The organism is Pseudomonas sp. NY15463 (genome assembly GCF_048068415.1).
Classification (GTDB): domain Bacteria; phylum Pseudomonadota; class Gammaproteobacteria; order Pseudomonadales; family Pseudomonadaceae; genus Aquipseudomonas; species Aquipseudomonas mosselii_C.
Genome location: NZ_JBLUQD010000011.1, coordinates 95,575 through 121,226 on the forward strand (window position 1 = coordinate 95,575; position 25,652 = coordinate 121,226).

Annotated in this window: 24 protein-coding genes; 15 read left to right on the forward strand and 9 right to left on the reverse strand. The window is 62.5% G+C overall.

Annotated features, from left to right (window positions below; translation table 11 throughout):
- Window positions 1-572: 572 nt before the first annotated feature.
- From ACNFIC_RS23300 to dksA, 5 genes are all read right to left on the reverse strand, one after another.
- Window positions 573-2,021, reverse strand: coding sequence for a sigma-54-dependent transcriptional regulator (locus ACNFIC_RS23300; RefSeq protein ID WP_138221452.1), 1,449 nt, complete (start codon window positions 2,019-2,021; stop codon window positions 573-575).
- A 4-nt stretch (window positions 2,022-2,025) separates the two neighbouring features.
- Window positions 2,026-5,001 (reverse strand): sensor histidine kinase, encoded by a 2,976-nt coding sequence (locus ACNFIC_RS23305; RefSeq protein WP_171031006.1) that lies wholly within the window; start codon window positions 4,999-5,001, stop codon window positions 2,026-2,028.
- On the reverse strand, window positions 4,985-5,161 hold the full coding sequence (locus tag ACNFIC_RS23310; RefSeq protein ID WP_003250005.1) for a hypothetical protein: 177 nt from the start codon (window positions 5,159-5,161) through the stop codon (window positions 4,985-4,987). Before ACNFIC_RS23310 ends, ACNFIC_RS23305 begins: the two co-directional genes overlap by 17 nt.
- A 168-nt stretch (window positions 5,162-5,329) precedes the next feature.
- A complete protein-coding gene (gluQRS, locus tag ACNFIC_RS23315; protein WP_416782203.1) occupies window positions 5,330-6,217 on the reverse strand; it encodes a tRNA glutamyl-Q(34) synthetase GluQRS in 888 nt (295 codons plus the stop codon).
- A 64-nt stretch (window positions 6,218-6,281) separates the two neighbouring features.
- Window positions 6,282-6,731 carry an RNA polymerase-binding protein DksA gene (gene dksA, locus ACNFIC_RS23320; RefSeq protein ID WP_138221449.1) on the reverse strand — a complete coding sequence of 150 codons (450 nt, stop codon included), beginning with the start codon at window positions 6,729-6,731 and terminating at the stop codon, window positions 6,282-6,284.
- Between the two features lie 213 nt (window positions 6,732-6,944).
- On the opposite strand from dksA, the gene ACNFIC_RS23325 reads away from it, so the two are divergent.
- Complete coding sequence (locus ACNFIC_RS23325) at window positions 6,945-8,117, forward strand: pyridoxal phosphate-dependent aminotransferase (protein ID WP_138221448.1); 1,173 nt, start codon at window positions 6,945-6,947, stop codon at window positions 8,115-8,117.
- Complete coding sequence (gene sfsA / locus ACNFIC_RS23330; RefSeq protein ID WP_138221447.1) at window positions 8,117-8,830, forward strand: DNA/RNA nuclease SfsA; 714 nt, start codon at window positions 8,117-8,119, stop codon at window positions 8,828-8,830. The genes ACNFIC_RS23325 and sfsA overlap by 1 nt, the downstream gene beginning before the upstream one ends.
- Here sfsA and ACNFIC_RS23335 read toward each other — a convergent pair.
- The gene (locus ACNFIC_RS23335; protein WP_416782206.1) at window positions 8,820-9,137 is read right to left on the reverse strand and encodes a Rieske (2Fe-2S) protein; all 318 of its coding nucleotides are present in this window, start codon (window positions 9,135-9,137) and stop codon (window positions 8,820-8,822) included. The two genes, sfsA and ACNFIC_RS23335, sit on opposite strands and share 11 nt — an antisense overlap.
- 144 nt (window positions 9,138-9,281) lie before the next feature.
- Here ACNFIC_RS23335 and ACNFIC_RS23340 point away from each other — a divergent pair, with 144 nt between their 5' ends.
- Genes ACNFIC_RS23340 through ACNFIC_RS23355 form a run of 4 tightly spaced genes read left to right on the forward strand, consistent with a single transcriptional unit; the run spans window position 9,282 to window position 12,873 of the window.
- Window positions 9,282-10,166, forward strand: coding sequence for a heme/hemin ABC transporter substrate-binding protein (locus ACNFIC_RS23340; RefSeq protein ID WP_138221445.1), 885 nt, complete (start codon window positions 9,282-9,284; stop codon window positions 10,164-10,166).
- A gap of 50 nt (window positions 10,167-10,216) precedes the next feature.
- Window positions 10,217-11,200, forward strand: a complete 984-nt coding sequence (locus ACNFIC_RS23345) for a FecCD family ABC transporter permease (RefSeq protein ID WP_416782218.1) — start codon at window positions 10,217-10,219, stop codon at window positions 11,198-11,200.
- Entirely contained in the window at window positions 11,200-11,967 is a 768-nt protein-coding gene (locus tag ACNFIC_RS23350; protein ID WP_138221443.1) for a heme ABC transporter ATP-binding protein, read from the forward strand. The genes ACNFIC_RS23345 and ACNFIC_RS23350 overlap by 1 nt, the downstream gene beginning before the upstream one ends.
- Window positions 11,968-11,979: 12 nt before the next feature.
- Complete coding sequence (locus tag ACNFIC_RS23355) at window positions 11,980-12,873, forward strand: ChaN family lipoprotein (RefSeq protein ID WP_416782209.1); 894 nt, start codon at window positions 11,980-11,982, stop codon at window positions 12,871-12,873.
- 170 nt (window positions 12,874-13,043) lie between these two features.
- On the opposite strand, the gene ACNFIC_RS23360 is transcribed toward ACNFIC_RS23355, so the two are convergent.
- From ACNFIC_RS23360 to ACNFIC_RS23370, 3 genes are all read right to left on the reverse strand, one after another.
- The gene (locus tag ACNFIC_RS23360; protein ID WP_138221441.1) at window positions 13,044-13,322 is read right to left on the reverse strand and encodes a TfoX/Sxy family protein; all 279 of its coding nucleotides are present in this window, start codon (window positions 13,320-13,322) and stop codon (window positions 13,044-13,046) included.
- A 163-nt stretch (window positions 13,323-13,485) separates the two neighbouring features.
- Window positions 13,486-13,833, reverse strand: a complete 348-nt coding sequence (locus tag ACNFIC_RS23365) for a pentapeptide repeat-containing protein (RefSeq protein WP_138221440.1) — start codon at window positions 13,831-13,833, stop codon at window positions 13,486-13,488.
- An 88-nt stretch (window positions 13,834-13,921) separates the two neighbouring features.
- Window positions 13,922-15,484, reverse strand: a complete 1,563-nt coding sequence (locus tag ACNFIC_RS23370) for an AAA family ATPase (protein ID WP_416782212.1) — start codon at window positions 15,482-15,484, stop codon at window positions 13,922-13,924.
- 118 nt (window positions 15,485-15,602) lie between these two features.
- Here ACNFIC_RS23370 and mrcB point away from each other — a divergent pair, with 118 nt between their 5' ends.
- From mrcB to msrQ, 9 genes are all read left to right on the forward strand, one after another.
- Window positions 15,603-17,924, forward strand: a complete 2,322-nt coding sequence (gene mrcB / locus ACNFIC_RS23375) for a penicillin-binding protein 1B (protein WP_138221438.1) — start codon at window positions 15,603-15,605, stop codon at window positions 17,922-17,924.
- A 26-nt stretch (window positions 17,925-17,950) separates the two neighbouring features.
- Complete coding sequence (locus tag ACNFIC_RS23380) at window positions 17,951-18,703, forward strand: tetratricopeptide repeat protein (protein ID WP_138221437.1); 753 nt, start codon at window positions 17,951-17,953, stop codon at window positions 18,701-18,703.
- Entirely contained in the window at window positions 18,700-19,026 is a 327-nt protein-coding gene (locus tag ACNFIC_RS23385; RefSeq protein ID WP_416782213.1) for a YqcC family protein, read from the forward strand. The genes ACNFIC_RS23380 and ACNFIC_RS23385 overlap by 4 nt, the downstream gene beginning before the upstream one ends.
- A 413-nt stretch (window positions 19,027-19,439) precedes the next feature.
- Entirely contained in the window at window positions 19,440-21,164 is a 1,725-nt protein-coding gene (locus tag ACNFIC_RS23390; RefSeq protein ID WP_138221435.1) for an acetolactate synthase 3 large subunit, read from the forward strand.
- A 1-nt stretch (window position 21,165) separates the two neighbouring features.
- A complete protein-coding gene (ilvN, locus tag ACNFIC_RS23395) occupies window positions 21,166-21,657 on the forward strand; it encodes an acetolactate synthase small subunit (RefSeq protein WP_101322126.1) in 492 nt (163 codons plus the stop codon).
- A 54-nt stretch (window positions 21,658-21,711) separates the two neighbouring features.
- Window positions 21,712-22,728, forward strand: a complete 1,017-nt coding sequence (gene ilvC / locus ACNFIC_RS23400; protein WP_138221434.1) for a ketol-acid reductoisomerase — start codon at window positions 21,712-21,714, stop codon at window positions 22,726-22,728.
- Window positions 22,729-22,879: 151 nt separating this feature from the next.
- Window positions 22,880-23,731, forward strand: coding sequence for a CDP-diacylglycerol--serine O-phosphatidyltransferase (pssA, locus tag ACNFIC_RS23405; RefSeq protein WP_138221433.1), 852 nt, complete (start codon window positions 22,880-22,882; stop codon window positions 23,729-23,731).
- A gap of 77 nt (window positions 23,732-23,808) precedes the next feature.
- On the forward strand, window positions 23,809-24,822 hold the full coding sequence (gene msrP / locus ACNFIC_RS23410) for a protein-methionine-sulfoxide reductase catalytic subunit MsrP (protein ID WP_416782214.1): 1,014 nt from the start codon (window positions 23,809-23,811) through the stop codon (window positions 24,820-24,822).
- Entirely contained in the window at window positions 24,822-25,430 is a 609-nt protein-coding gene (msrQ, locus tag ACNFIC_RS23415) for a protein-methionine-sulfoxide reductase heme-binding subunit MsrQ (RefSeq protein WP_138221431.1), read from the forward strand. Before msrP ends, msrQ begins: the two co-directional genes overlap by 1 nt.
- The last annotated feature ends 222 nt before the right edge of the window (window positions 25,431-25,652 follow it).

Sequence of the window (25,652 nt, forward strand, 5' to 3'; positions counted from 1 at the left end):
TTTGCTGGGCTTCTTGTTTTTGTTGAGTGCCCTGTTCACAAATCTCGAAGCTTGTGAACGACCCCCAAACCGGGGGTTAAGAGCAAACGGATTGCTTTGGTCGCCGAGATAATGCTGACCTTACGGTCCAATCAGTTCAGGTGCTGCTTTTAAGTGCAGTTTTTGTTGTTCTCTGCCTGATCGTGGGGCAAGCCCCAAACACAACTCCTCTCCAAAACAATCAGTTAGCTGCGCCTCCGCCATCTTGTTCTTATTGTGCGTGAGCCGTTTCGTCTTGTTCTTATTCTGAGTTGCAGTGCTTGTTATTGTTCTTGTGCCAAACATATAGCAGGTGCCGTGCCAACTTTTGAAAGTCCAATGAAACCGGGGGCTCTGGCGATTTTGACGGCTGTCGGTGCCGGGCAAATGTAGAAATTTCGTTACCGTACGCCTCGTGCGCTGTTACGCCGCAGGGCAGAGGTAACAGATTTTTGCGGGCGCTGGCTTGTGTTACCGGCGCCCAAACGCAGCGCGGGGCAAGGCGCGTCGGCGTACCGATGCGACTTGCCCCGCGCGAGGGACGTGGCGTTGTGTCAGTTGTCGCTGGTGGCGTTGCTCTTGCGACGTGGAATGCCCAGGCGCTGGCGGCGCTCCCACAGGCATTTGCGGCTTACACCCAGCTTGCGGGCCAGTTCCGTCTCGGTCATGTGATCTTGGTGTTCGAGTACGAAGTGCTGGAAGTAGTCCTCCAGCGACAGGTCCTCGGTGGGCTCATGGCTGGCATTGTTGGCGCCGCCTGCGGCCAACGGGGGCAGGTTGTCCAGGCCGTCGTCGTCCTCGAGGTCCGCCAGCTCGATGTCGATGCCCAGCAGGTCGGCGGAAATCTCCGCGCTCTCGCTGAGGATCACCGCGCGCTCCACGGCGTTCTCCAGCTCGCGCACGTTACCTGGCCAACTGTAGTGACGGATGGCCTGTTCGGCGTCGTGCGAGAAGTGCAGGTCGTCACGGCCAATGCGCGCGCTCTGGCGAGCCAGGAAGGCGCTGGCGATCTCCAACACGTCGCTGCCACGTTCGCGCAGGGCCGGCAACTTGAGGGCGATCACATGCAGGCGGTAATACAGGTCTTCGCGGAACTGGCCGGCCTTGGCGAGGTTCTTCAGGTCGCGGTGGGTCGCGGCGATCAGACGCACATCGACCTTTTGCGACTGCACCGAGCCGACCCGGCGAATCTCGCCTTCCTGCAACACGCGCAGCAGGCGGGCCTGCGCTTCGAGTGGCAGCTCGCCGATTTCGTCAAGGAACAGCGTGCCACCGTCGGCGGCTTCGACCAAACCGGCACGCCCGGCGCTGGCGCCAGTGAATGCGCCTTTTTCGTGGCCGAACAGTTCGGACTCGATCAAGGTTTCTGGAATCGCCGCGCAGTTCACCGAAATCATCGGTGCCTTGGCCCGCCGCGACAGGTTGTGCAGGGCCCGGGCCACCAGCTCTTTACCGGTGCCCGACTCGCCCTGGATGAGTACGTTGGAGTCGGTGGGCGCAACCTTGCGGATCTTGACGTACAGCTCCTGCATCGGTGCGCACGAGCCAATGATGCCGATCTCGCCGTTGGCGGCGGCCGGTGCGGGTTTTTCAGCAGCGGCCTTGCCATTGCTGGCGCGGGCTTCAGGGGCCGATCCTGGGGCCGGGGCGTTTTGCCGATCACGCAGGATGCGCGCCACCGCCTGAAGCATCTCGTCGTGGTCGAAGGGCTTGGCGATGTAGTCCACCGCGCCCATTTTCATTGAGTCCACGGCCGAGCGCAGGCTGGCATAGCTGGTCATGATCAGCACCGGCGTGCCCATGCCGAGCTTGATCAGCTCGGTGCCCGGTGCGCCAGGCAGACGCAGGTCGCTGACGATCAGGTCGAAGGTGGCAATGCTGAAGCGTTCCTGGGCTTCCTGCACCGAGCCGGCTTCGCTGACCTGGTACTGGTTGCGTTCGAGCAAGCGGCGCAAGGCCGAACGGATGATGGTTTCGTCTTCGACGATCAGAATGTGCGGCATTGATTCAATTCTCTCGACGGTCTCGAATTTCAGGGGACGTCGCTACGACATGCCGGGGCAGGGTCACGCGGATCCGGGTACCACGCTGGCGCTGGATATCGGCCGGGCTGTCGATGGTGATTTGCCCATAATGCTCTTCCACGATGGAATAGACCAGAGCGAGCCCCAGTCCGGTGCCTTCGCCTGGGTCCTTGGTGGTGAAGAAGGGCTCGAACAGGCGGTCCATGATGTTCTTCGGGATACCACTGCCTTCGTCTTCGACGATCAGGTCGATGGTGTGCTCGCTGCTTTCAGTGCGCACGCGCACGGCGCTGCCTGCGGGCGAGGCGTCGCGGGCGTTGGACAGCAGGTTGATGAGGACCTGGGCCAGGCGTTGGGGATCGCCCTCGACCCAGTGGTCCGGGTTGCACAGGTTGAAGAACTGCACTTCGAAATTGCGCCGGTTCAACGCCAGCAGGCCAATCGCGTCCTGCGCCACTTCGGCCAGGCACACCGGTTCTTCGCTGTTCTGCTGGCTGCCGCCGGCATGCGCGAAGCTCATCAGGGACTGAACGATGCGTGATACCCGCTTGGTCTGTTCCAGGATCTGGCTGGACAGCTCGATGATCTCGCCGTCGTCCTCGCGCTCTTCGCGCAGATTCTGGGCCAGGCACGCGATGCCGGTGATCGGGTTGCCGATCTCGTGGGCCACGCCGGCTGCCAGGCGACCAATGCTGGCCAGGCGTTCGGAGTGCACCAGCTTGTCTTCCAGTGCCTGGGTTTCGGTGAGGTCCTCCACCAGCAGCACCAGGCCGCTGTTACCGGGTGCCAGCGGCTCGTCGATGGCGGCCTTGTGCAGGTTCAGCCAGCGCGGCTGGCCGTCGAGGGCCAGGCGTTGCTTGTGCAGGTGCTCGTCGGGCAGGTTGATGAAACCTTGCAGCAGGCCGCGCCACGGGTCGGCGATGGTCACCAGGCGCGAGCCGACCACATGCTTGGCGGCGATGCCGGTCAGTTCTTCCATCGCTTTGTTCCACATCAGGATCTCTTGGTCCTTGGCCAGCGAGCACACGCCCATGGGCAGTTCCTGCAAGGTCTGGCGGTGGTAGCGGCGCAACGCGTCGAGTTCGGCGGCAAGGCCGGTCAGGCGCGAGTGGTAGTCCTCAAGGCGGCTTTCGATGAAGTGGATGTCCTCGGTAACGTAGTTTTCGTTACCGGACTTGTATGGCAGGAAGGTTTCGACCATGTCCTGGGCGACGCTTGGGCCCATCAGGCCGGACAGATTGGCCTCGATGCGATCGCGCAGACGGCGCAGGGCATAGGGACGACGCTCGTCGAAGGGCAGGTAGAGGTCACGCAGCGCCTGCTCGACCTCTTTCTGCGCCGCCTTGGCGCCCAGCGGTTTGGCCAGTTGTGTGGCGAACTCTTGCGGGGAAGCGGCATGCAGCTCACGGCGCTGCGGGCGACGCACGTTGTCCACCGCGCAGGCCTCGGCGGCACTGGCCTCTTCGCTGCTGGCGTTGGTGAACAGCGAGATCAGCGTGAACAACAGCACGTTGACTGCCAGCGAGCCGATAGCAGCCATGTGCCAACTGGTATCGTCGAGGACGTAGATCACATCCAACATGGGGATGTAGAAGCCCTGCAGGTTGCCCAGCAGCGGCAGGAGCATGGTCAGCATCCAGACCAGCATGCCGGCCAGCAGCCCGGCGATGAAGCCGCGTCGGTTAGCGGTCGGCCAGTACAGCACCGAAAGCACGCCGGGCAGGAACTGCAGGGTCGCGACGAACGCGACGATGCCCATGTTGGCCAGGCTCTGGTGATTGTTCTGGGTCAGGTAGAAGACGAAACCGGCGGTGATGATCGCCACGATTAATGCGCGGCGGGTCCATTTCAGCCAACGATAGATGTTGCCTTCGGCTGGGGGCTGGTAGAGCGGCAGCACCAGATGGTTCAGGGCCATGCCCGAGAGCGCGAGGGTGGTGACGATGATCAGGCCACTGGCTGCCGACAGCCCGCCGACGTAGGCCAGTAGCGCCAGGGCTTCGTTGTTGGCGGCAATCCCCAGTCCCAGGGTGAAGTATTCGGGATTGGTGCTTGCGCCCAGGCGTAGTCCGGCCCACAGCACCAGCGGCACGGCCAGGCTCATCAGCAGCAGGAACAGTGGCAGGCCCCAGCTGGCGCTGACCAGCGAGCGCGGGCTGAGGTTTTCGGTGAAGGCCATGTGGTACATGTGCGGCATGACGATCGCCGAGGCGAAGAACACCAGCAGCAGCGTGCGCCACGGGCCTTCCTGCAGCGGTGTGTGCAGGGCGGCGAGGGCAGTCTGGTTCTGTAGCAGCCACACTTCCAGCTCGTGGGGGCCGCCGAATACCCCATACAACGCGTACAGGCCGATCCCGCCGAGTGCCAGCAGCTTGATCACCGACTCGAAGGCGATGGCGAACACCAGTCCTTCGTGTTTTTCCCGGGTGGCGATATGCCGCGAGCCGAAGAAAATCGTGAACAGCACGATCAGCACGCAAAACGCGAATGCCACCCGTGCCTTGACCGGCTCGCCGGTCAGGATGCTGATGGAGTCAGCCACCGCCTGGATTTGCAGCGCCAGCAGCGGGAGCACGCCGATCAGCATGAAAATGGTGGTCAGCGCGCCCGCCCAGGTGCTGCGGAAGCGAAACGCGAGCAGATCGGCCAGCGAGGAGAGCTGGTAGGTCCGGGTGATCTTGAGGATCGGGTAGAGCAGCACCGGCGCCAGCAGGAAGGCGCCCGACACGCCCAGGTAGCAGGCGAGGAAGCCATAGCCGTACTGGTAAGCCAAGCCCACCGAGCCATAAAAGGCCCAGGCACTGGCATAAACGCCCAGCGACAAGGTGTAGGTCAGGGGGTGGCGGATGACTGCGCGCGGGATCAGTCCGCGTTCGCTGATCCAGGCCACGCTGAACAGCACCAGCAGGTAGGCGGCGCTGATCAGGATCATCTGGGTCAGGCTAAAGCTCATCGGCATCTCGTTGGCTCTGCAGGATGAAGGTGACGACGATCAGGATCAGCCAGAGCAGGTAGGGGCGATACCAGGCTCCGGTCGGCTCGATCCACCAGTCCATGATGGCCGGGGAGAACAGGTAGATCCCCACGACCAGAAGCAGGACCAAGCGATAGATATACATGTTGGCCTCGATGGTTAGGCGCTGCGGGCTTGGCGTTATTATTGGCGCAATTGGCGCAGGCGAGGTTAGCGGGAATCGCTACGCTTGGCCAAGGGTTTGAAATGTTTGGGCTTTTGATTGTTTGGCGGTGACGTGTGCGTGCAGGCCGGCGAACCGGCCGCTGCGGCCTCAGTGCAAATCCGCCTCGGGCACTGTCAGTTGCCGGGCAATACGCTCAGGCTGCCAGCGCTGGCGCGCCACCGCCAGTACTTCGGCGGGGCTGGCGCTTTGCAGCTGCGCCTCGGTCGTCTGGCCGAGGGCTCGCAGTGCCCGCAGCAACAGCGGCGTGGCCTGATCCGCCTCGAGCGGCGGCGAGCGGTAGGACTTGCCCAGTTTGTGCCCGTCCGGCTGGGTGATCAGCGGAATATGCAGGTAGCGCGGCTGCGAGAAACCCAGCAGCTCTTGCAGATAGAGCTGGCGTGGGGTGTTGTCCAGCAGGTCGGCGCCGCGCACGATATCGGTCACGCCTTGCCAGGCATCGTCCAGCACCACTGCCAGTTGGTAGGCGTACAGCCCGTCGCGCCGCTGGATGATGAAATCACCGATTTCGCGGCCCAGGTGTTGCTCGAAATGGCCCTGTACCCGGTCTTCGAAGCGGTAGATCAGCTCGGGGACCCGCAGGCGGATCGCTGCCCCTTCCCGTGGGTGCCCTGCGTTGCGGCACAGGCCTGGGTAGATCCCGGCATGCCCTTCCAGCTGCTTGCGCGAGCAGGTACAGGCGTAGGCCAGCCCCAGGTTGAACAAGTGATCGACCACCGCCGCATACGCGTCGTGCCGCTGACTCTGGCACACCACTTCGCCGTCCCATTCCAGGCCATAGCGCTCCAGGGTTTGCAGGATGGCGTCGCGTGCGCCGGGCATCTCGCGGGGTGGGTCGGTGTCTTCCAGGCGCAGCAGCCAGCGGCCACCCACGGCGCGTGCGTCGAGCCAAGAGGCGAGGGCGGCGACCAGCGAGCCGAAATGCAGGAAGCCACTGGGGGTGGGGGCGAAGCGTCCGATGTAGCGGGAGTCGGTCATGGGCTGCACAGCTATATAAATGAAAACGGGGCGCATGATGCGCCCCGTTCGGATGAGGAAAGGGTCAGCCTTTGCCGACGGTCTTTTCCTTTTTCTCCGCGATTTCCTTGCAGTCGAAGCACAGATCGGCGGTCGGGCGTGCCTCGAGACGGCGCAGGCCGATCTCGACGCCGCAGGAGTCGCACCAGCCGTAGTCGCTGTCCTTTTCCTTGATCTTGTCGAGGGTCTTGTCGATTTTCTTAATCAGCTTGCGCTCGCGATCGCGGTTGCGCAGCTCAAGGGCGAACTCTTCTTCCTGGCTGGCACGGTCGGCCGGGTCTGGGAAGTTGGCGGCTTCGTCCTTCATGTGGTCTACGGTGCGATCCACACTGACCATCAGCTCGCCTTTCCAGGCGCTGAGCAGTTTGATGAAGTGCTTTTTCATGGGCTCGCCCATGTACTCTTCACCCTTGGTCTCTACGTAGGGTTCGACACCGTACATGGTCTGGGCTTTTTGCTTTTCTACGGTGGACATGAATAGACCGCCTCTCACTCATCTGATCCAATGCGCAGGCTTGCTTCCATCTCCGGCACCCGCCGGCCCTGCGACTGCGAGCCGCCGAACTTACCAGATAGATCCGGGGTGCGCTACCCCGCGCTATGCCTGCTATTGACAGCGGCGTGAGCCGCACGTTCGCAGGTGCGCACGGGTAGAATCACCAGTCTAGACCCAAATGAGAGAAGGCCCATGGCTCAGCCACACAGCGCGCGCAGTCGCGCTATCGAACCCTTTCACGTCATGGCACTGCTGGCGCGTGCCAATGAATTGCAGGCTGCAGGCCATGATGTGATCCATCTCGAGATCGGCGAGCCGGATTTCACCACCGCTGCGCCCATCGTCGCCGCAGGCCAGGCTGCGTTGGCTGCCGGACACACGCGCTACACCGCAGCCCGTGGCCTGCCGGCGTTGCGCGAAGCCATCGCGGGCTTCTATGGTCAGCGCTATGGCGTAGACCTGGACCCCGAGCGGGTACTGATCACCCCCGGTGGCTCAGGCGCCCTGCTGCTGGCCAGCAGCCTGTTGGTCGATCCGGGTAAACACTGGCTGCTGGCTGACCCGGGGTATCCGTGCAACCGCCATTTCCTGCGCCTGGTCGAAGGCGGTGCGCAGTTGGTGCCGGTCGGACCGGAAGTCAACTACCAGCTCACCGCCGATCTGGTACAGCGCCACTGGGACAAGGACACCGTCGGCGCCCTGGTGGCCTCGCCGGCCAATCCCACCGGGACGGTGCTCGACCGCGAGCAGCTGGCCAGTTTGTCCCAGGCCACCCGTGAGCGGCATGGCCATCTGGTGGTGGACGAGATCTACCACGGCCTGACCTACGGTATGGACGCACCCAGCGTGCTGGAAGTGGATGACCAGGCGTTCGTCCTCAATAGTTTTTCCAAGTATTTCGGGATGACCGGTTGGCGTCTGGGATGGCTGGTCGCGCCACCTTCGGCAGTCGGCGATTTGGAGAAGCTGGCGCAGAACCTCTACATCAGTGCCCCGAGCATGGCCCAGCACGCGGCGTTGGCGTGCTTCCAGCCCGACACCTTGGCGATTCTCGAAGCGCGCCGCGCCGAGTTCGGCCTGCGTCGGGACTACCTGCTGCCAGCTTTGCGTGAGTTGGGCTTCGGCATCGCCGTCGAGCCTCAGGGAGCCTTTTATCTGTATGCCGATATCAGCGCGTTCGGCGACGATGCCTTCGCGTTCTGCCGGCACTTCCTGGAAACCGAACATGTGGCGTTTACCCCGGGGCTGGATTTCGGGCGCCATCAAGCCGGTCACCACGTTCGGTTTTCCTACACCCAGAGCCTGCCGCGCCTGGAAGAGGCGGTGCAGCGCATCGCCCGTGGCCTGCGCAGCTGGCAAGGCTGATGGAGTTCTTTCCAGCACTGGAACACGCGCGGCTGCTGCGCCGCTACAAGCGCTTTCTCGCCGACATCGAGCTGGCCAACGGTGAGCAACTGACCATCCACTGCCCTAACACCGGCTCCATGCTCAACTGCATGCGTGAGGGCGGGCAGGTGTGGTTCAGTCGCTCCACCGACCCCAAGCGCAAGCTGCCCGGCACCTGGGAAATCAGCGAGACGCCGCAGGGGCGCCTGGCCTGCGTCAACACCGGGCGGGCCAATGCGTTGGTGGAGGAGGCCTTGCGCGCTGGGGTGATCACCGAGCTTGCCGGGTTCACGGCGCTACGGCGTGAAGTGGCCTATGGCGAGGAGCGCAGTCGCATCGACTTCTACCTGACGTTCGAGGACGGCCCAGCGTATGTCGAGGTCAAGAGCGTCACCCTCGGTTATCCCGACACCGCTGTGGCGGCGTTTCCAGATGCGGTCACCCAGCGCGGTGCCAAGCATTTGCGTGAACTGGCGGCGCTGGCTCGACAGGGCATTCGTGCGGTGCAGTTGTACTGCGTGAACCTGACCGGCATCGAGGCGGTGCGACCGGCGGATGAGATCGATCCCGCCTATGCGCAAGCGTTGCGCGAGGCGGTGGCGCAGGGGGTCGAGGTATTGGCCTACGGCGCTCGCCTGGATGCCACCGGTATCGTCATCGACCGCCGCCTGCCGGTGCTGCTTACAGCATGAGCCAGATGCCTTGGCTGTCTTCGCGGCAGTCCAGGGCCTCCAGCCATTCGCCGGTGCAGGGGCCGGTGACGCATTCGCCGCTGGCAATGATGAATTGCGCACCATGGTGGGCGCATTGGATCAACTTGCCGCTGGCGTCGAGCACACCTTCGGCGTTCCAGTTCAGGGCGATGCCACGGTGCGGACAGCGGTTGCGATAGAGGTATACCGAGCCGTTGTGGCGCACGCCGAACAGTGACAAGTCGGCGACGGCGAATGCGCGGCTTTGACCTTCGGCGAGGGCGGCGCTGGGGCAGAGGTAGTGCATTAAAGGCTTCTTAATAGTGTGTGGCTTGACGCTTCAATGCGAACAATTATCAAATTGCCCGCATTCGCTGCGCCAGGCTGTCCATGGTGCGCAGTTACGTTGCCCGCCACAAGGCGTGCAGCCCGCCTTCTGCAAAGGAATTCGATGATGCGCCGCCCCTCTGCCCTGATTGTCTTGTGCGCCGGTCTGTTGCTGTCCTCCCACACGTTGGCTACCGAGCTGCCGCAACGCTGGGTCAGCGCCGGCGGCGCGTTGAGCGAGTGGATCAGCGCATTGGGCGGTGAGCAACGCCTGGTTGGCGTCGACACGACCAGTCAGCATCCCGAATCGCTCAAGGCATTGCCGAGCATTGGCTACCAGCGCCAACTTTCGGCCGAGGGCATTCTCAGCCTGCGCCCGGATGTACTGGTAGGTACTGAAGAAATGGGTCCGCCGCCGGTGCTGGCGCAGATCCGCAACGCCGGGGTGCGGGTCGAGCTGTTCTCCAGCAAGGCCGAGCTGAGCGCGGTGGACGACAACCTCAAGCACCTAGGGACGCTGCTGGGCAGTGAGCAGAAGGCGGGCGAACTGGCGGCTGACTATCGCCGCCAGCTGGATGCGCTGCACGCGCAGATCAAGCAAGCCCAGGCCGGGCAGAAGGCGCCGGGGGTGCTACTGCTGGTCGGCCATGCGGGCGCCAAGCCGCTGATCGCAGGGCAGGGCAGCTCGGGTGACTGGGTGCTGCGCCAAGCGGGCGGGCGCAACCTGGCCGACCACCAGGGCTACAAGAATTTCTCGGTAGAAGCCCTGGCCGCCCTGGACCCGGACGTGGTGGTGTTCTCCGACCGCGCCCTGAGTGGTGAGCAGGCGTTACAGGCACTGATCAAGGAAAACCCGGCGCTGGCCAGCAGCCGCGCGGTGCGTGAAAAACGCCTGATAGCGCTTGACCCAACCTTGCTGGTCGGTGGCCTGGGTCCTCGTCTGCCGGCTGCCCTGCATGTCCTGGCGGCCAGCTTCTACCCTGGCGCCAAGGCTCTGCTGAACCCATGAAGCCGCGGGTTCAGCCGCGTACGCTGTTCACCTGCCTGGTCCTGCTGTGCTTGCTGGCCGTATGGCTGTCGTTGGCGCTGGGGCCAGTCAGCCTGCCGTTGTTCGACACGCTGCGTGCCGGCGTGCGCCTGATCGGTGTACCGCTCGATGCCAAGGGGCTCGAACAGGCCGAGATGATCCTTGGCCAGATCCGCCTGCCGCGCACCTTGCTTGGCCTGGCGGTGGGGGCGGTACTGGCGCTGTCGGGCGTGGCCATGCAGGGGCTGTTCCGCAACCCGCTGGCAGACCCCGGTCTGGTGGGGGTGGCCAGTGGCGCTGCACTTGGGGCGGCGCTGGCGATCGTCGGCGGTAGCTGGCTGGGTGGTATGCCGGCGTGGTTCGCGCCTTACCTGTTGTCACTGTGCGCTTTCGTCGGTGGTTTGGGCGTGACCGCTCTGGTGTATCGCCTGGGCCGGCGTGATGGCCAGACCAACGTCGCCACCATGTTACTGGCCGGTATCGCCATGACTGCACTGGGCGGCTCGGCGGTGGGGTTGTTCAGCTACCTGGCCGACGACGCCACCCTGCGCACCCTGACGTTCTGGAACCTCGGCAGCCTCAATGGTGCCAGCTACCAGCGGTTGTGGCCCCTATTACTGGTGTCCGTCGCCGTGACCCTGTGGCTGCCGCGCCGTGCGCAGGCGCTCAATGCCTTGCTGCTGGGCGAGTCGGAGGCGCGTCATCTGGGCGTCGATGTCGAGGGGCTCAAGCGCGAACTGGTGTTCTGCACCGCACTTGGCGTTGGTGCGGCGGTGGCGGCGGCGGGGCTGATCGGCTTCATCGGCCTGGTGGTCCCGCATCTGGTACGGTTGGTGGCTGGGCCCGATCATCGCGTGCTGTTGCCGGCCTCGTTGCTGGCCGGGGGGACGCTGCTGCTGTTCGCCGATCTGATCGCCCGCTTGGCGCTGGCGCCGGCGGAGCTGCCGATCGGTATCGTCACGGCGTTCATCGGCGCGCCGTTCTTTCTGTTTTTGCTGGTGCGAGGGCGTAGCTGATGCTCGATGTCGAAAGCCTTTCGCTCACCCGGGGCACCACCGAGGTGTTGCACGGTATCCACCTGCAACTGCAACCGGGGCAGGTGCTCGGCGTGCTGGGGCCCAATGGCGCTGGCAAGAGCAGCTTACTCGGTGCGCTGTGTGGCGAGCTGACGCCTACCTCGGGCGAGGTGCGTCTGGATGGCCGCGCGTTGGGCGACTGGCCCGGCCAGGCGCGGGCCCAGCGCCTGGCGGTGCTGCCGCAGGTTTCCACGCTTGGATTTTCCTTCAGCGTCGAGGAAGTGGTCGGCATGGGGCGTCTGCCCCACGCCAGCGGCCAGGCCCGTGACCGCGAGATCGTCAGCGCCGCGCTGGCGGCGGCAGACGCTTCGCACCTGGCCGAACGCAGCTACCTGGCGTTGTCAGGCGGCGAGCGTCAGCGCGTGCATCTGGCGCGGGTGCTGGCGCAGTTATGGCCCGGCGAGCCCGGGACCACGCTGCTGCTCGACGAACCCACTTCGGCGCTCGACCCGCTGCACCAGCACACTACGTTGCAGGCGGTGCGTCGTTTTGCCGAGCGTGGCGCAGCGGTGCTGGTGATCCTGCATGACCTGAACCTGGCGGCGCGTTACTGTGACCATATCCTGCTGCTCGAGCAGGGTCGTTGCCACGCGCTGGATACCCCGCAGCGGGTGCTCACCCCGACCGCGCTGAAGGCTGTGTTCGGCATTGACGTCTTGGTGCAGCCGCACCCGGAGCGCGGCCATCCGCTGATCATCACCCGCTAGGAGCTTGCCGCAATGCGCTATCCGCTGTTGTCTGGTGTGTCGATCTGCCTGGCGCTGGCCTTGAGCGCTTGCCAAGCTCAACTGGCGCCGCTGCCGGTCTGGCAGAGCAGCGAAGGGCGCGACGATTCGCGCTTGGGGCAGATCCGCGACCTAGCCAGTGGTGAGTTGCTTAGTCCGGCGCAGCTGATACAGCGCCTGGCTGGTGCGCCGCGGGTGCTGGTTGGCGAGAAGCACGACAATCCCGATCAGCATGCCTTGCAGCTGTGGTTGTTGCGTGCGCTGGAGAGTCGTCGAGCGCAGGGCAGCTTGCTGTTGGAGATGCTGGAGCCTGAGCAGCAGCCGTTGGTCGATACGCTACAGGCCAATACGCCATTGCCGCCGGATCTGCCCAAGGCGTTGGATTGGGACGCGGGCTGGGACTGGGCGCTGTATGGGGCTATCGTACGGCATGCCATGCAGCAGCCTTATCCGTTGCTTGCCGCCAACCTCTCACCTGGCGAGATCCGCGAGGCCTATCGCTATCCGCAGCGTCCGGTGGGCGAGCGCTCCAACCAACCCAGAGTGCTTGAGGCGCTGCGCGAGCAGGTGCGCACGGGGCACTGCAACCTATTGCCGGAAAGCCAGGTGTCGGCCATGCTCGCGGTCCAGCAGCAGCGTGATCGGCGTATTGCCGAGCGCCTGCTGGCCGCACCACAGCCGGCGTTGCTGTTCACCGGCAGCTACCACGCACGCAAGGACCTGGGCGTGCCGCTGCACCTGGCTGATCTGGGGGCCGAGGGCGATACCGTGGTGGTGTTGCTGGCGGAGATTGGCGCAGAAGTCGAGCCGGGCATGGCCGACTTTGTCTGGTACACCGCAGCGCTGCCTGAACAGGATTATTGCGCGCAGCTGCGCAAGGGGCGTTGAATCGCGGGCAAAAAAAGACCCGCCCAATGGGCGGGTCAATAACCGTGATTAGCCTGATGAGGAGATAATCTGAGGCCCGAACCAGGGGCTTTCAGCTTATCCAACCAGTCTCGCGACCAGTTGTGATAATCATAACGATTCTCATTTAATCGTCAATGCCTTTTCCGAATTTATTTTTCGGCGCGTGGCGCGGGGCTTTTAGCGTCGAGTTGCTGGTTCAGTGCTTGCTTGCGTTCTTCTGGCAGATCGTTCCAGTGCATATCCAGCAAGGCCCCTTCGATGGCATACAGCAGCACTTTGGAAGCCCGGAATCCTCGCGTTCTCACGGCCTGATAGGCCCCCACCGCGCCCAGGCGACGAAGGTCCGACGCACTGTGGATGCCGACGGCGTGCAGCCATTGCGCGGAGGTCTTGCCAAGGTTTTTCAGGTGCTGCAATTCATCGTTCATCGAGCCTCCTTGCGATGGCTGAACGGGTCTTGTGGATAAATCGCGAGCAGGTCAGAAAGGAGTGTAGCGGGGCTTGGCGATTATGCGGCCTTTCGCCGGGGGCCGATGGGATAGCGGCACGCTGGGCCAGCTCGCCATGAGGCGACCTGGCCCAGCACTGCGCTTAACGAATTGTGCGATATCGCAGGCGGGTGCCGTATTTCACCGACATCAGAATCTCGTCGGCAGACAGTTCGGCCGGGAAATACGTACCGGAGATCTGCGCATGGGCAAGGCTGGCGCCTTCCAGACCATTGTCCCGCAGGTCCAGGCCCCGCAGGTCGGCGGCACGGAAGTAAGCATCGGTGAAGTCGATGCCGCGGGTGTCCAGTTCACGCAGATCCAGGCCGCGGAAGTCACCGCCACGAAAGTCGATGGCGGCGTACTGGGCTTTCTCGCGGTTGAAGGCGGCGATCTGTTCGTTACGCACCAGCGTGAACAGCACGTTGTCCAGCTGACGGGGTTGGTTCATGGCGGCGCCTCCTGTGTGGATGATGTCATTTTAATGCTATCGGCAGGGAGGCGCCGAATTTCAAGCGGGAACTGTCGACTGCTTCACGCTAGAGGCCCGGCAGGCGCTGGCGAATCTGCTCGATCACCTGGTCCATGCTGCTGCTGTGTTGCGTGTCGACAGGCGTGCACTGCTGCAGCTCCTGGGCATCCAGAGGCTCGCGGCTGGCCTGCTGGGCCTTGACCACCTCCAGCGTGGCATCCGATGGATCGACGTTTTCGACTTGGCGCTGCGCCAGCCAGCTGGTGATCACCGCTTCGGGCGCGTGGCAGTCGAGGATCAGGAACGGCACGCCGGTTTGGCTGGCAACTTCCGCCGCGGCCTGGCGTTGGGCGTGCTTGAGGTAGGTGGCGTCCAGCACCACCGGGAAACCGGCGCGCAGAATGGTCGTTGCCAGTTGGTGCAGGTGCGCGTAAGTGGCGGCGCTGGCCTCTTGGGCATAGATACCGGTTTGCAGTTGGCCGTTGGCCGCTGCTGGCTGCTCGCCGAACAGGCGCTTGCGTTCGACGTCGGAGCGTACGCGCACCGCGCCCAGCGATTCGACCAGGCGCATCGCGACATGGCTCTTGCCCACTGCCGACACGCCATGGGTGATGGCCAGCAGGCGCGAAGGGATGGCCGCGTAGCTTTCGGCCAGGTTGGCATAGTTGCGGTAGGTGCGCAGGGTGGTGGCGCGCTGCACGCCATCGCTGTCGGGCGACAGGCTGAACAGCGCGACCTTGGCACGCACCAGGGCCCGGTAGGCCTTGTAGAAGTTGAGCAGCTCCAGGCCTGCGTAGTCGCCGGTCAGCTCCAGGTACTGGCTGATGAAGCGGCGCGACAGGCACTTGAGACCACGGTCTTCGAGGTCCATGGCCAGGAAGGCAATATCGGCGTAGACGTCGGTCAGGCGGAACGGCTCGTTGAACTCGATGCAATCGAAGATCACCACCTTGCCGTCGATCAAGGTGGCGTTGCCCAGATGGATGTCACCGTGGCACTCGCGGATGAAACCATTGGCCTTGCGCGCTTCGAACAGCCCGTGCAGACGCTTGAAGCTGTCCTGGGCCCAGGCCTGGAGGTTGTCCAACTGTTGCAGGTCGGCGGCGTCGGTGAGGAACGGACGGATCTGCTCGAAGTTCTGCTCGACCGGCGCCATGACCGCGTCCGGGCTGCCCAGTGGATGATCCACCGGCACTTTCGGTGCTTGCAGGTGGAACTCGGCGATCTGCTGGGCCATCTGGTCGATGTGCCCGGCGTTCAGCTCGCCGTTGGCCTGCAAGGTGTTGAGCATCTGGCCTTCGGGGAACTGGCGCATCTTCAGCGCGTACTCGATTGCCACGCCTTCGCCGCCGATCTGCGGTGCTTCGGCGCTACCGGTGATCGGCAGCACCTCCAGGTAAAGGCCTTCTGTCAGGCGCTGGTTCAGGCGCAGCTCTTCGTTGCAGAAGTGGCCACGCTGTTCGAGGGTGGTGAAGTCGAGGAAGCCGAAGTTCATCGGTTTCTTGATCTTGTAGGCGTACTCGCCGGTGAGCAGTACCCAGGAAATGTGTGTCTCGATGAGCGTGAAGCCCTCGACCGGGTGCGGATAAAGGGCGGGGTTCTGCAGCGCGCTGATCAGGGCTTGGCTCACGGAGCATCCTTTTGGGAGTCAGGGAATTCGAATGCGCCATTATGGTCAATGGTGCCGTCCCTGCAAACAGCCGAGGGGCGTCTGCCTCCCTTTTACAAAGTGCGTATAATCCGCGGCCATGACTCGTACCCGAAATTCTCGCCCCTCCAAACAACGCCCGACCGGCCGCACACGCGCCTGGCTGGGCTGGGCCATCAAGCTCAGCCTGGTCGGTCTGGTCCTGATCGCCGGCTTCGCGGTCTACCTCGATGCCACCGTGCAGGAGAAGTTCTCCGGCAAGCGCTGGACGATCCCGGCCAAGGTGTATGCCCGGCCGCTCGAGCTGTTCGTTGGCCAGAAACTGAGCAAGAACGACTTTCTCACTGAACTCGATGCCCTTGGCTACCGCCGTGAAAGCACGGCCAACGGGCCGGGGGCCGCCTCGGTAAATGGCAATAGCATCGACATCAACACCCGTGGCTTCCAGTTCTACGAGGGCATGGAGCCTGCGCAATTCGTGCGCGTGCGGTTCTCCGGCGACTACGTGGCCGGGCTCAACGGCGCCAATGGCGCCAAGCTCGACGTGGTTCGCCTGGAGCCGCTGATGATTGGCGGGATCTACCCCAAGAACCTCGAAGACCGCATCCTGATCAAGATCGACCAGGTGCCGCCGTATCTGGTCGAAACCCTGATCGCCACCGAAGACCGCGACTTCTACAGCCATTTCGGCGTGTCGCCCAAGTCCATCGCCCGGGCAATCTGGGTCAACACCTCCTCGGGTGCCATGCGCCAGGGCGGCAGCACCCTCACCCAACAGTTGGTGAAGAACTTCTTCCTCACCAACGAGCGCAGCCTCAGCCGCAAGCTGACCGAAGCGATGATGTCGGTCCTGCTGGAGATTCACTACGACAAGCGTGAGATCCTCGAGGCCTACCTCAACGAAGTGTTCATCGGCCAGGATGGCCAGCGCGCGGTGCATGGCTTTGGCCTGGCCAGTCAGTTCTTCTTCAGCCAGCCGCTGCAGGAACTGAAACTGCACCAGATCGCTTTGCTGGTGGGCATGGTCAAGGGCCCGTCCTACTACAACCCGCGCCGTTACCCGGAACGTGCGTTGCAGCGTCGCAACCTGGTCCTGGACCTGCTGGCAGAGCAGGGTGTGGCGAGCCAGGAAGTGGTCGATGCGGCCAAGAAGATGCCGCTGGGCGTGACCAAGCGCGGCAGCTTGGCCGACAGCTCATTCCCGGCCTTCCTTGACCTGGTCAAACGTCAGCTGCGCCAGGATTACCGCGATGAAGACTTGACCGGAGAAGGGCTGCGTATCTTCACCAGTTTCGACCCGATCTTGCAGATGAAGGCCGAGACCGCCATGAGCGAAACCTTCAAACGCCTGGGCGGGCGCAAGGGCGCTGATGATGTGGAGTCGGCGATGGTCGTCACCAACCCGGAAACTGGCGAGGTGCAGGCCCTGATCGGTAGCCGCCAGGCGGGCTTCGCCGGTTTCAACCGTGCGCTGGATGCCGTGCGGCCGATTGGCTCGCTGGTCAAGCCGTCGGTCTACCTGACGGCACTGGAGCAACCGAGCAAGTACACCTTGACCACCTGGGTGCAGGACGAGCCGTTCTCGGTCAAGGGCGCCGACGGGCAAGTGTGGCGCCCACAGAACTATGATCGTCGGCCCCACGGCACCATCTACCTGTACCAAGGCCTGGCCAACTCGCTGAACCTGTCCACCGCCAAGCTGGGCCTGGAAGTGGGCGTGCCGAACGTGATCAAGACTATCGGCCGCCTGGGCGTGCAGGTGGACTGGCCGGCGTACCCGGCGATGCTGTTGGGTGCTGGCGGTATGTCGCCGATGCAGGTCGCGACCATGTACCAGACCATCGCCAATGGTGGCTTCAATACTCCCATGCGCGGGATCCGCAGTGTGCTCACCGCTGAGGGCGAGCCGCTCAAGCGCTACCCGTTCCAGATCCAGCAGACGTTCGATCCGGGTGCCATCTATCTGGTGCAGAACGCCATGCAGCGGGTGATGCGTGAAGGGACCGGCCGCTCGGTGTACAACGTATTGCCAAGCTCGCTGACCCTGGCGGGCAAGACCGGTACCAGTAACGACTCGCGCGACAGCTGGTTCTCGGGCTTCAGTCAGGACCTGCTGGCGGTGGTGTGGCTGGGCCGGGACGACAACGGCAAGACCCCGTTCACCGGCGCCACCGGTGCACTGCAGGTGTGGACCAGCTTCATGAAGAAGGCCGACCCGCTGCCGCTGGACATGCCACAGCCAGACAACGTGGTGCAGGCCTGGATCGACCCGCACACCGGGCAGGGTTCCGACGGCAGCTGTCCGGGAGCGGTGCAGATGCCGTATATTCGCGGCAGCGAGCCGCCCGCCGGGGCTACCTGCGGTGGCGAACAGAACCCGGCTGAATCGGTCATGGACTGGGTCAAGGGCTGGATGAATTGAGCGCGAGCTTTTGAAGAGGGTGTGAAGTGAACAAGTGGTGGATTCCTGCCTTGGCCTCGGTGGCCGTCCTGCACGGCTGTGCCAGTGTGCCGCGTGGCAACATTCCGGTGGTGGATTCGAGCACCCGGGTTTCCAATAGCGAGCGCGTCTCGGCCAATCGCACGTCGGCCTACCCGACCAGTGGCGGCACCAGCCAGGCGCAGGCCCTGCCAGAAGATTCCGGCGTGACCGTGATGATTCCGCAGGGTGCCGGTAGCGCACCGATCAGCACCACGCCAATCAGCACCGGCCCGATCACACCGGGCCCTGTCAGCAGTGGTCCGATCAGCACCAACCCCAACCCGGTGGCCGATGAACCGTTCGACATCGCATCGATGAGCAGCGCGCCGGCCGCCACCCAGGCCCCGACCGGTATTCCACGGGCCAGCAGCGGCGGCTTGTCTGCCGACGAACAGCTCGATGGCCCGGTGCTGGCGTTGCTGACCACTGCCCAGCAACAACAAGGCAGTGGCGATTTCAATGGCGCCGCCTCTAGCCTGGAGCGCGCCCAGCGTATTGCCCCGCGCGAGCCTCAGGTGCTGTTCCGCCTGGCCCAGGTGCGTCTCTCGCAAGGCGATGCGGCGCAGTCCGAGCAGCTTGCCCGCCGCGCATTGACTTACGCCAACGGTCGTCCTGACCTGCAAGCCCAGCTGTGGAACACCATCGCCCAGGCCCGTGAGAAGCAGGGCGATAGTGCTGGCGCGGCGCTGGCGCGGCAGAAGGCACAGGTCAACCTGTGATGGAGCAGCGCATCCTGGATATCGCCGATCACCTGTTGCTGATCGAGCACGAATTGCGCACCCAGGGCTGGTGGAGCGACCAGGTGCCCAGCGCCGAAGCGCTCGCCAGCACGGTGCCGTTCGCGGTCGACAGCATGGCCTTCGAGCAGTGGTTGCAGTGGATCTTCCTGCCGCGCATGGCACAGATTCTCGAACACGGCCATCCGCTGCCTAACGCCTCGGGCATCTTGGTCATGGCCGAAACCGTGTTTACCGACCGTCCTGAGCAAAGCCGCGAGCTGCGCCGACTGCTGGCAACGTTCGACCAATTGATCAGTTCTTGAGCCGGAATTCCTCAGTTTTTTCTTCAAGGGCCGCAGATTGTGGCCCTTTTTTGTAGAAATCTTAATTTTCCTGCTGCTGCTTAGGTTTTTAGTGGTTGTAGCGATTCATCTTGCGGAAAAATTGGCAATAATTTTTCTTGACTTGTAGGCGCCAAATCACAAGAATCCAGATTCCGCTGTAGGGGGACTGCCAGAAGCAGACCCGCTAAGCAGATCATGAGGCGCACACCCGCGCCGACTTGTTACACCCCGCAACGCGTTACCTCGCGCTGGGTGGGAAGACCCGCAACACATCAGGGCTTTCCCAATACTTGCTCAGTCAGTGCTGACGTTCGCTCATGCTCTGCTTGGCAGTAAACCTATTAAGACCCGTCCAGTGAGGACGGTATTCTGGCGTTTTAGAGGTGAACAACGTGGAGCTCTTATCCGGCGCTGAAATGGTCGTCCGCTTCTTGCGTGACGAAGGCGTTAAGCACATCTACGGGTACCCTGGTGGTGCTCTCCTGCATGTTTACGATGCACTGTTCAAGGAACCGGAAGTCCAGCACATCCTGGTCCGTCACGAACAGGCTGCTACCCATATGGCGGACGGTTATGCCCGTGCCACCGGCAAGGCCGGTGTGGTGCTGGTGACTTCCGGCCCCGGCGCGACCAATGCCATCACCGGTATTGCCACTGCCTACATGGATTCCATTCCGATGGTCATCCTGTCGGGCCAGGTGCCTAGCACCATGGTCGGCACCGATGCCTTCCAGGAAACCGACATGATCGGTATTTCCCGGCCGATCGTGAAGCACAGCTTCATGATCAAACACGCTTCGGAAATCCCGGAAGTTTTGAAAAAAGCCTTCTATCTGGCGCAGTCCGGCCGTCCAGGCCCGGTCGTGGTCGACATTCCAAAAGATATGACCAACCCGGCCGAGAAGTTCGAGTACATCTACCCGAAAAAGGTCAAGCTGCGTTCCTATAGCCCGGCTGTACGTGGTCACTCCGGCCAGATCCGCAAGGCAGCCGAAATGCTCCTGGCGGCCAAGCGTCCGATCGTCTACTCCGGCGGTGGCGTGATCCTCGGCGGCGGCTCCGAAGCCCTCACCGAAATCGCCAAGTCGCTCAACCTGCCAGTCACCAATACCCTGATGGGCTTGGGCGGCTTCCCAGGTACCGATCGCCAGTTCCTCGGCATGCTCGGCATGCACGGCAGCTACACTGCCAACCTGGCCATGCACAACGCCGACGTGATCTTCGCGGTCGGTGCGCGTTTCGACGACCGCGTGGTCAACGGCCCGGCCAAATTCTGTCCGAACGCCAAGATCATTCACATCGACATCGACCCGGCGTCGATCTCTAAGATGATCAAGGCCGACGTACCGATCGTAGGTCCGGTCGAGAGCGTGCTGAACGAAATGCTGACCATCCTCAAGGAAATCGGCGAGCAGCCTGACAAGGTGGCGCTCGATGCTTGGTGGAAGCAGATCGACGAGTGGCGTGGTGACGCTGGCCTGTTCCCCTACGACAAGGGCGACGGCAGTGTGATCAAGCCGCAGCACGTGATCGAAACCCTGTGCGAGGTTACCCACGGCGACGCCTTCATCACCTCCGATGTGGGCCAGCACCAGATGTTCGCGGCGCAGTATTACCGCTTCAACAAACCCAACCGCTGGATCAACTCCGGTGGCCTGGGCACCATGGGCTTCGGTTTCCCGGCGGCCATGGGCGTGAAGTTGAACTTCCCCGATCAGGATGTCGCCTGCGTTACCGGTGAAGGCAGTATCCAGATGAACATCCAGGAACTGTCCACCTGCATGCAGTACGGCTTGCCGGTCAAGATCGTCAACATGAACAACGGTGTGTTGGGCATGGTGCGCCAGTGGCAGGACATGTCCTACAACGGCCGTCACTCGCATTCCTATGTCGAGTCGCTGCCTGACTTCGTCAAGCTGGCTGAGGCCTATGGCCATGTGGGTATCCGCATCACCAGCCTGAAGGACCTCAAGCCGAAGCTGGAAGAGGCCTTTGCGATGAAGGATCGACTGGTGTTCATCGACATCGCGATCGACCGTACCGAACACGTCTACCCAATGCAGATCAAGGACGGTTCGATGCGTGACATGTGGCTGAGCAAGACGGAGCGTACCTGATATGCGGCACATCATCTCCTTGCTGCTGGAAAACGAACCCGGTGCCTTGTCTCGCGTGGTCGGCCTGTTTTCTCAGCGCAACTACAACATCGAAAGCCTGACGGTGGCGCCAACCGAAGACCCGACCCTGTCGCGTCTGACGCTGACCACCGTTGGCCATGATGAAGTGATCGAACAGATCACCAAGAACCTGAACAAGCTGGTCGAAGTGGTCAAGTTGGTCGACCTGTCGGAAAGCGCGCACATCGAGCGCGAACTGATGCTGGTCAAGGTCAAGGCTACCGGTGCCCAGCGTGCCGAGATCAAGCGCACCACGGATATCTTCCGTGGCCAGATCGTCGATGTGACTGCCAGTGTGTACACCGTGCAGCTGAGCGGCACCAGCGACAAACTGGACAGCTTCATCCAGGCCATCGGCACTGCATCGATTCTCGAAACCGTGCGCAGCGGCGTTACCGGCATTGCCCGTGGCGACAAAGTGCTCAGCGTTTAACATCAAAAATTAGCGATGGCTCCTCAGGGGCCGAGATATAACCAGGGGTATTTCATGAAAGTTTTCTACGATAAAGACTGCGACCTTTCCATCATCCAGGGTAAGAAAGTCGCCATCATCGGTTACGGTTCGCAAGGTCACGCCCAGGCGTGCAACCTGAAGGACTCCGGTGTAGACGTCACCGTCGGTCTGCGTAAAGGCTCGGCTACCGTGGCCAAGGCAGAAGCCCACGGCCTGAAAGTCGCCGACGTCGCCACTGCCGTCGCTGCTGCCGACCTGGTCATGATCCTGACCCCGGACGAGTTCCAGGGCGCCCTGTACAAGAACGAAATCGAGCCGAACATCAAGAAGGGCGCTACCCTGGCCTTCTCCCACGGCTTCTCGATCCACTACAACCAGGTCGTTCCGCGTGCCGACCTCGACGTGATCATGATTGCGCCGAAAGCTCCGGGCCACACCGTACGTTCCGAGTTCGTCAAAGGCGGCGGTATCCCTGACCTGATCGCGATCTACCAGGACGCCTCGGGCAATGCCAAGAACGTCGCGCTGTCCTACGCCGCAGGCGTGGGTGGCGGTCGTACCGGCATCATCGAAACCACCTTCAAGGACGAGACCGAAACCGACCTGTTCGGTGAGCAGGCCGTTCTGTGCGGCGGTACCGTCGAGCTGGTCAAGGCCGGTTTCGAAACCCTGGTCGAAGCGGGTTATGCGCCAGAAATGGCCTACTTCGAGTGCCTGCACGAGCTGAAGCTGATCGTTGACCTCATGTACGAAGGCGGTATCGCCAACATGAACTACTCGATCTCCAACAACGCCGAGTACGGTGAGTACGTCACCGGCCCAGAAGTCATCAACGAAGAATCCCGCAAGGCCATGCGCAACGCTCTGAAGCGCATCCAGGACGGCGAGTACGCGAAGATGTTCATCTCCGAAGGCGCCACCAACTACCCATCGATGACCGCCAAGCGTCGTAATAACGCCGTTCACGGCATCGAAATCATCGGCGAGCAACTGCGCTCGATGATGCCGTGGATCTCGGCCAACAAGATCGTCGACAAGACCAAGAACTGAGTCTTGCTTCGGTAGATGAAAAACGCGGCTTCGGCCGCGTTTTTTCGTTTGTGTGGGCTGCATCTGGTATAAAGCGACCAGTGGCCCGCCGTTAGAACCTGTTTCGCGGGCCCATGTCGAACATATTCCACCCTGTTGCAAGGTACTTTTCATGAGCGAACGTCCCGAAGAGCCGAACAAGCCCTCCGACGCCGAAAGCCTGCTACCTGTCGATGAGCACGTCGAAGAAGGGCATGACGCCGAAGGGCGCAAGGTCCGCCACCGCGGCATCTACCTGCTGCCCAATCTGTTCACCACCGCGAACTTGTTCGCTGGTTTCTATTCCATCATCAGCTCGATGAGCGCGCAAAGCGCCCTGAGCGCCGGTGACCCGCGAGAGGCGAGCAAGTATTTTGCCTTTGCCGCCATCGCGATCTTCGTGGCCATGGTGCTCGATAGCCTTGACGGCCGTGTCGCCCGCATGACCAATACGCAGAGCGCCTTCGGGGCCGAGTACGACTCGCTGTCGGATATGGTCGCATTCGGCGTGGCGCCGGCGCTGCTGGCGTTCGGCTGGGCGCTGGGAGACATGGGCAAGGTCGGCTGGATGGTTGCCTTCATCTATGTGGCGGGTGCGGCGTTGCGCCTGGCGCGTTTCAACACCCAGGTCGGCACTGCCGACAAGCGCTACTTCATCGGCTTGGCCAGCCCCGCTGCAGCGGGCGTGGTGGCCGGTACTGTGTGGGCGTTCAGCGACTATGGTATCCAGGGCTCGAAGCTGTCGTTCCTGGTGGCACTGCTGGTGGCTGCTGCCGGCATGCTGATGGTCAGCAATATCAAGTACAACAGCTTCAAGGAGCTGGATCTCAAGGGGCGCGTGCCGTTCGTTGCGATTTTGGCCGTGGTGTTGGTGTTCGCCGTGGTGTTCAGCGATCCGCCGCGCATCCTGCTGCTGATCTTCCTCGGCTATGCGATTTCGGGTCCTGTGCAGTACCTGTTGCGCACGCGTCGAAAGAAAGCCTGATAAAAATTTAATCGCGGAATAACCTGCCGGCTCCATAGTCTTACGGGTACATCAGTTACCCGTACTGTGGAGCCGCCATGCTCATCAAGATCCCCCGCACCTCTGACTGCAAACTGTCGGACGTTACCCCCGAAGCACTTTACCTGTCCCGCCGTCACCTACTGGGTGGCACGCTGGCCGGCTTGGCTGTCGGCGCATTGCCGCGCCTGGGAGTGGCTGGCGAGGCGTCACGCTATGCCGATGTCGAGCCTGGGACCGCACCTGGCTGGTTCGCGAGCAAGCTCGATGCCGCGCGCTGGCAGGCGGTGACGGTACAAGGGGAGGCGATTACCCCGTTCAAGGACGCCACCCACTACAACAACTTCTATGAGTTCGGGCCCGACAAAGGCGACCCTGCGGCCAATGCCGGGAGTCTCAAGACCGAGCCGTGGAGCGTGGTGGTCGACGGCGAGGTGGGCAAGCCTGGACGTTATGCCCTGGAAGACTTCGTCAAACCCTATCAGCTCGAAGAGCGTATCTATCGTTTGCGCTGCGTCGAGGCCTGGTCGATGGTGATTCCCTGGTTGGGCATTTCGCTGGCCCAGGTGCTCAAGCAGGTGGAGCCGACCTCCAAGGCGCGCTATGTGCGCTTCGAAACGCTACAAGACCCCAAGAGCATGCCGGGGCAGCGTTCAGGTTTTGCCTTGATCAATTGGCCTTATGTAGAGGGGTTGCGTCTGGATGAGGCAATGAACCCGTTGGCGATTCTGGCGGTAGGGATGTACGGGCGGGCGTTGCCCAACCAGAACGGTGCGCCGTTGCGTCTGGTGGTGCCGTGGAAGTATGGCTTCAAGAGCATCAAGTCGATCGTACGCATCAGCTTGGTGGCTGAGCAGCCAGGCACCACCTGGCAGGGGTTGGCGCCGGACGAGTATGGCTTCTATGCCAACGTCAATCCGACGGTCGATCATCCGCGTTGGAGCCAGGCCCGCGAACGCCGACTGCCCAGCGGGCTGTTCAGTCCAAATGTGCGCGATACGCTCATGTTCAATGGCTATGCCGATGAAGTGGCGTCTCTGTATAGCGGCCTCGACCTGCGGAAGAATTACTGATGCGTTATCCCTGGTTTCGTCTGGCCATTTTCGTGGCCGGTTGCCTGTTCCCCGCTGCGTGGTTGTATGAAGCCGCGATGGGGCTGTTGGGGCCGGACCCTGGGAAAATCCTGATGGACCGGCTTGGGCTGGGCGCCTTGGTGTTCCTGCTGATCACCCTGTCGATGACGCCGTTGCAGCGCTTGAGCGGTTGGTCTGGCTGGATCGTGGTACGCCGCCAGCTGGGGTTATGGTGCTTTGCTTATATAGTGCTGCACCTGATGGCCTATATGGTGTTCATCCTTGGCTTGGACTGGGGGCAGTTGGGGGTGGAGTTGCGCAAGCGGCCCTACATCATCGTGGGGGCGCTTGGTTTTCTGGGCTTGCTGGCGTTGGCGGTGACGTCCAATCGCTACAGTCAGAAGCGCCTGGGCAGTCGGTGGAAGAAGCTGCATCGGTTGGTCTACGTGATTCTTGGATTGGGGTTGCTGCATTTTCTGTGGATCGTGCGTTCCGACCTCAAGGAGTGGGCCATTTATGCCGGCATAGGCGGGCTGTTGATGGTGCTGCGTATTCCCCCGGTTTGGCGGCGTGTGCCGCGGTTGTTCGGGCGGGCCAGGGGATTTTGAGATTTTTGCAAATTAAGGGTTGACGGGGTTTCAGATCCCCTTATAATGCGCCCCACTTCCAGCGACAACTGAACGCGAAACTCCTTGAAAATCAACGAGTTAAGCGATTCAGAAGGTTCTGGAAGTGCTACGGTCAGTTGATCGAAGCGGTGAAAAAGGTGGTTGACAGCAGGTTGTAACGCTGTATGATTCGCCTCCCGCTACGAGAGATCGCAGCGAGTT

Coding starts and splice junctions, on each gene's coding strand:
- ACNFIC_RS23300 (WP_138221452.1), bottom strand. CDS start 2,021: ATGCCGCACATTCTGATCGTCGAAGACGAAACCATCATCCGTTCGGCC.
- ACNFIC_RS23305 (WP_171031006.1), bottom strand. CDS start 5,001: ATGCCGATGAGCTTTAGCCTGACCCAGATGATCCTGATCAGCGCCGCC.
- ACNFIC_RS23310 (WP_003250005.1), bottom strand. CDS start 5,161: ATGTATATCTATCGCTTGGTCCTGCTTCTGGTCGTGGGGATCTACCTG.
- gluQRS (WP_416782203.1), bottom strand. CDS start 6,217: ATGACCGACTCCCGCTACATCGGACGCTTCGCCCCCACCCCCAGTGGC.
- dksA (WP_138221449.1), bottom strand. CDS start 6,731: ATGTCCACCGTAGAAAAGCAAAAAGCCCAGACCATGTACGGTGTCGAA.
- ACNFIC_RS23325 (WP_138221448.1), top strand. CDS start 6,945: ATGGCTCAGCCACACAGCGCGCGCAGTCGCGCTATCGAACCCTTTCAC.
- sfsA (WP_138221447.1), top strand. CDS start 8,117: ATGGAGTTCTTTCCAGCACTGGAACACGCGCGGCTGCTGCGCCGCTAC.
- ACNFIC_RS23335 (WP_416782206.1), bottom strand. CDS start 9,137: ATGCACTACCTCTGCCCCAGCGCCGCCCTCGCCGAAGGTCAAAGCCGC.
- ACNFIC_RS23340 (WP_138221445.1), top strand. CDS start 9,282: ATGATGCGCCGCCCCTCTGCCCTGATTGTCTTGTGCGCCGGTCTGTTG.
- ACNFIC_RS23350 (WP_138221443.1), top strand. CDS start 11,200: ATGCTCGATGTCGAAAGCCTTTCGCTCACCCGGGGCACCACCGAGGTG.
- ACNFIC_RS23355 (WP_416782209.1), top strand. CDS start 11,980: ATGCGCTATCCGCTGTTGTCTGGTGTGTCGATCTGCCTGGCGCTGGCC.
- ACNFIC_RS23360 (WP_138221441.1), bottom strand. CDS start 13,322: ATGAACGATGAATTGCAGCACCTGAAAAACCTTGGCAAGACCTCCGCG.
- ACNFIC_RS23365 (WP_138221440.1), bottom strand. CDS start 13,833: ATGAACCAACCCCGTCAGCTGGACAACGTGCTGTTCACGCTGGTGCGT.
- mrcB (WP_138221438.1), top strand. CDS start 15,603: ATGACTCGTACCCGAAATTCTCGCCCCTCCAAACAACGCCCGACCGGC.
- ilvN (WP_101322126.1), top strand. CDS start 21,166: ATGCGGCACATCATCTCCTTGCTGCTGGAAAACGAACCCGGTGCCTTG.
- ilvC (WP_138221434.1), top strand. CDS start 21,712: ATGAAAGTTTTCTACGATAAAGACTGCGACCTTTCCATCATCCAGGGT.
- pssA (WP_138221433.1), top strand. CDS start 22,880: ATGAGCGAACGTCCCGAAGAGCCGAACAAGCCCTCCGACGCCGAAAGC.
- msrP (WP_416782214.1), top strand. CDS start 23,809: ATGCTCATCAAGATCCCCCGCACCTCTGACTGCAAACTGTCGGACGTT.
- msrQ (WP_138221431.1), top strand. CDS start 24,822: ATGCGTTATCCCTGGTTTCGTCTGGCCATTTTCGTGGCCGGTTGCCTG.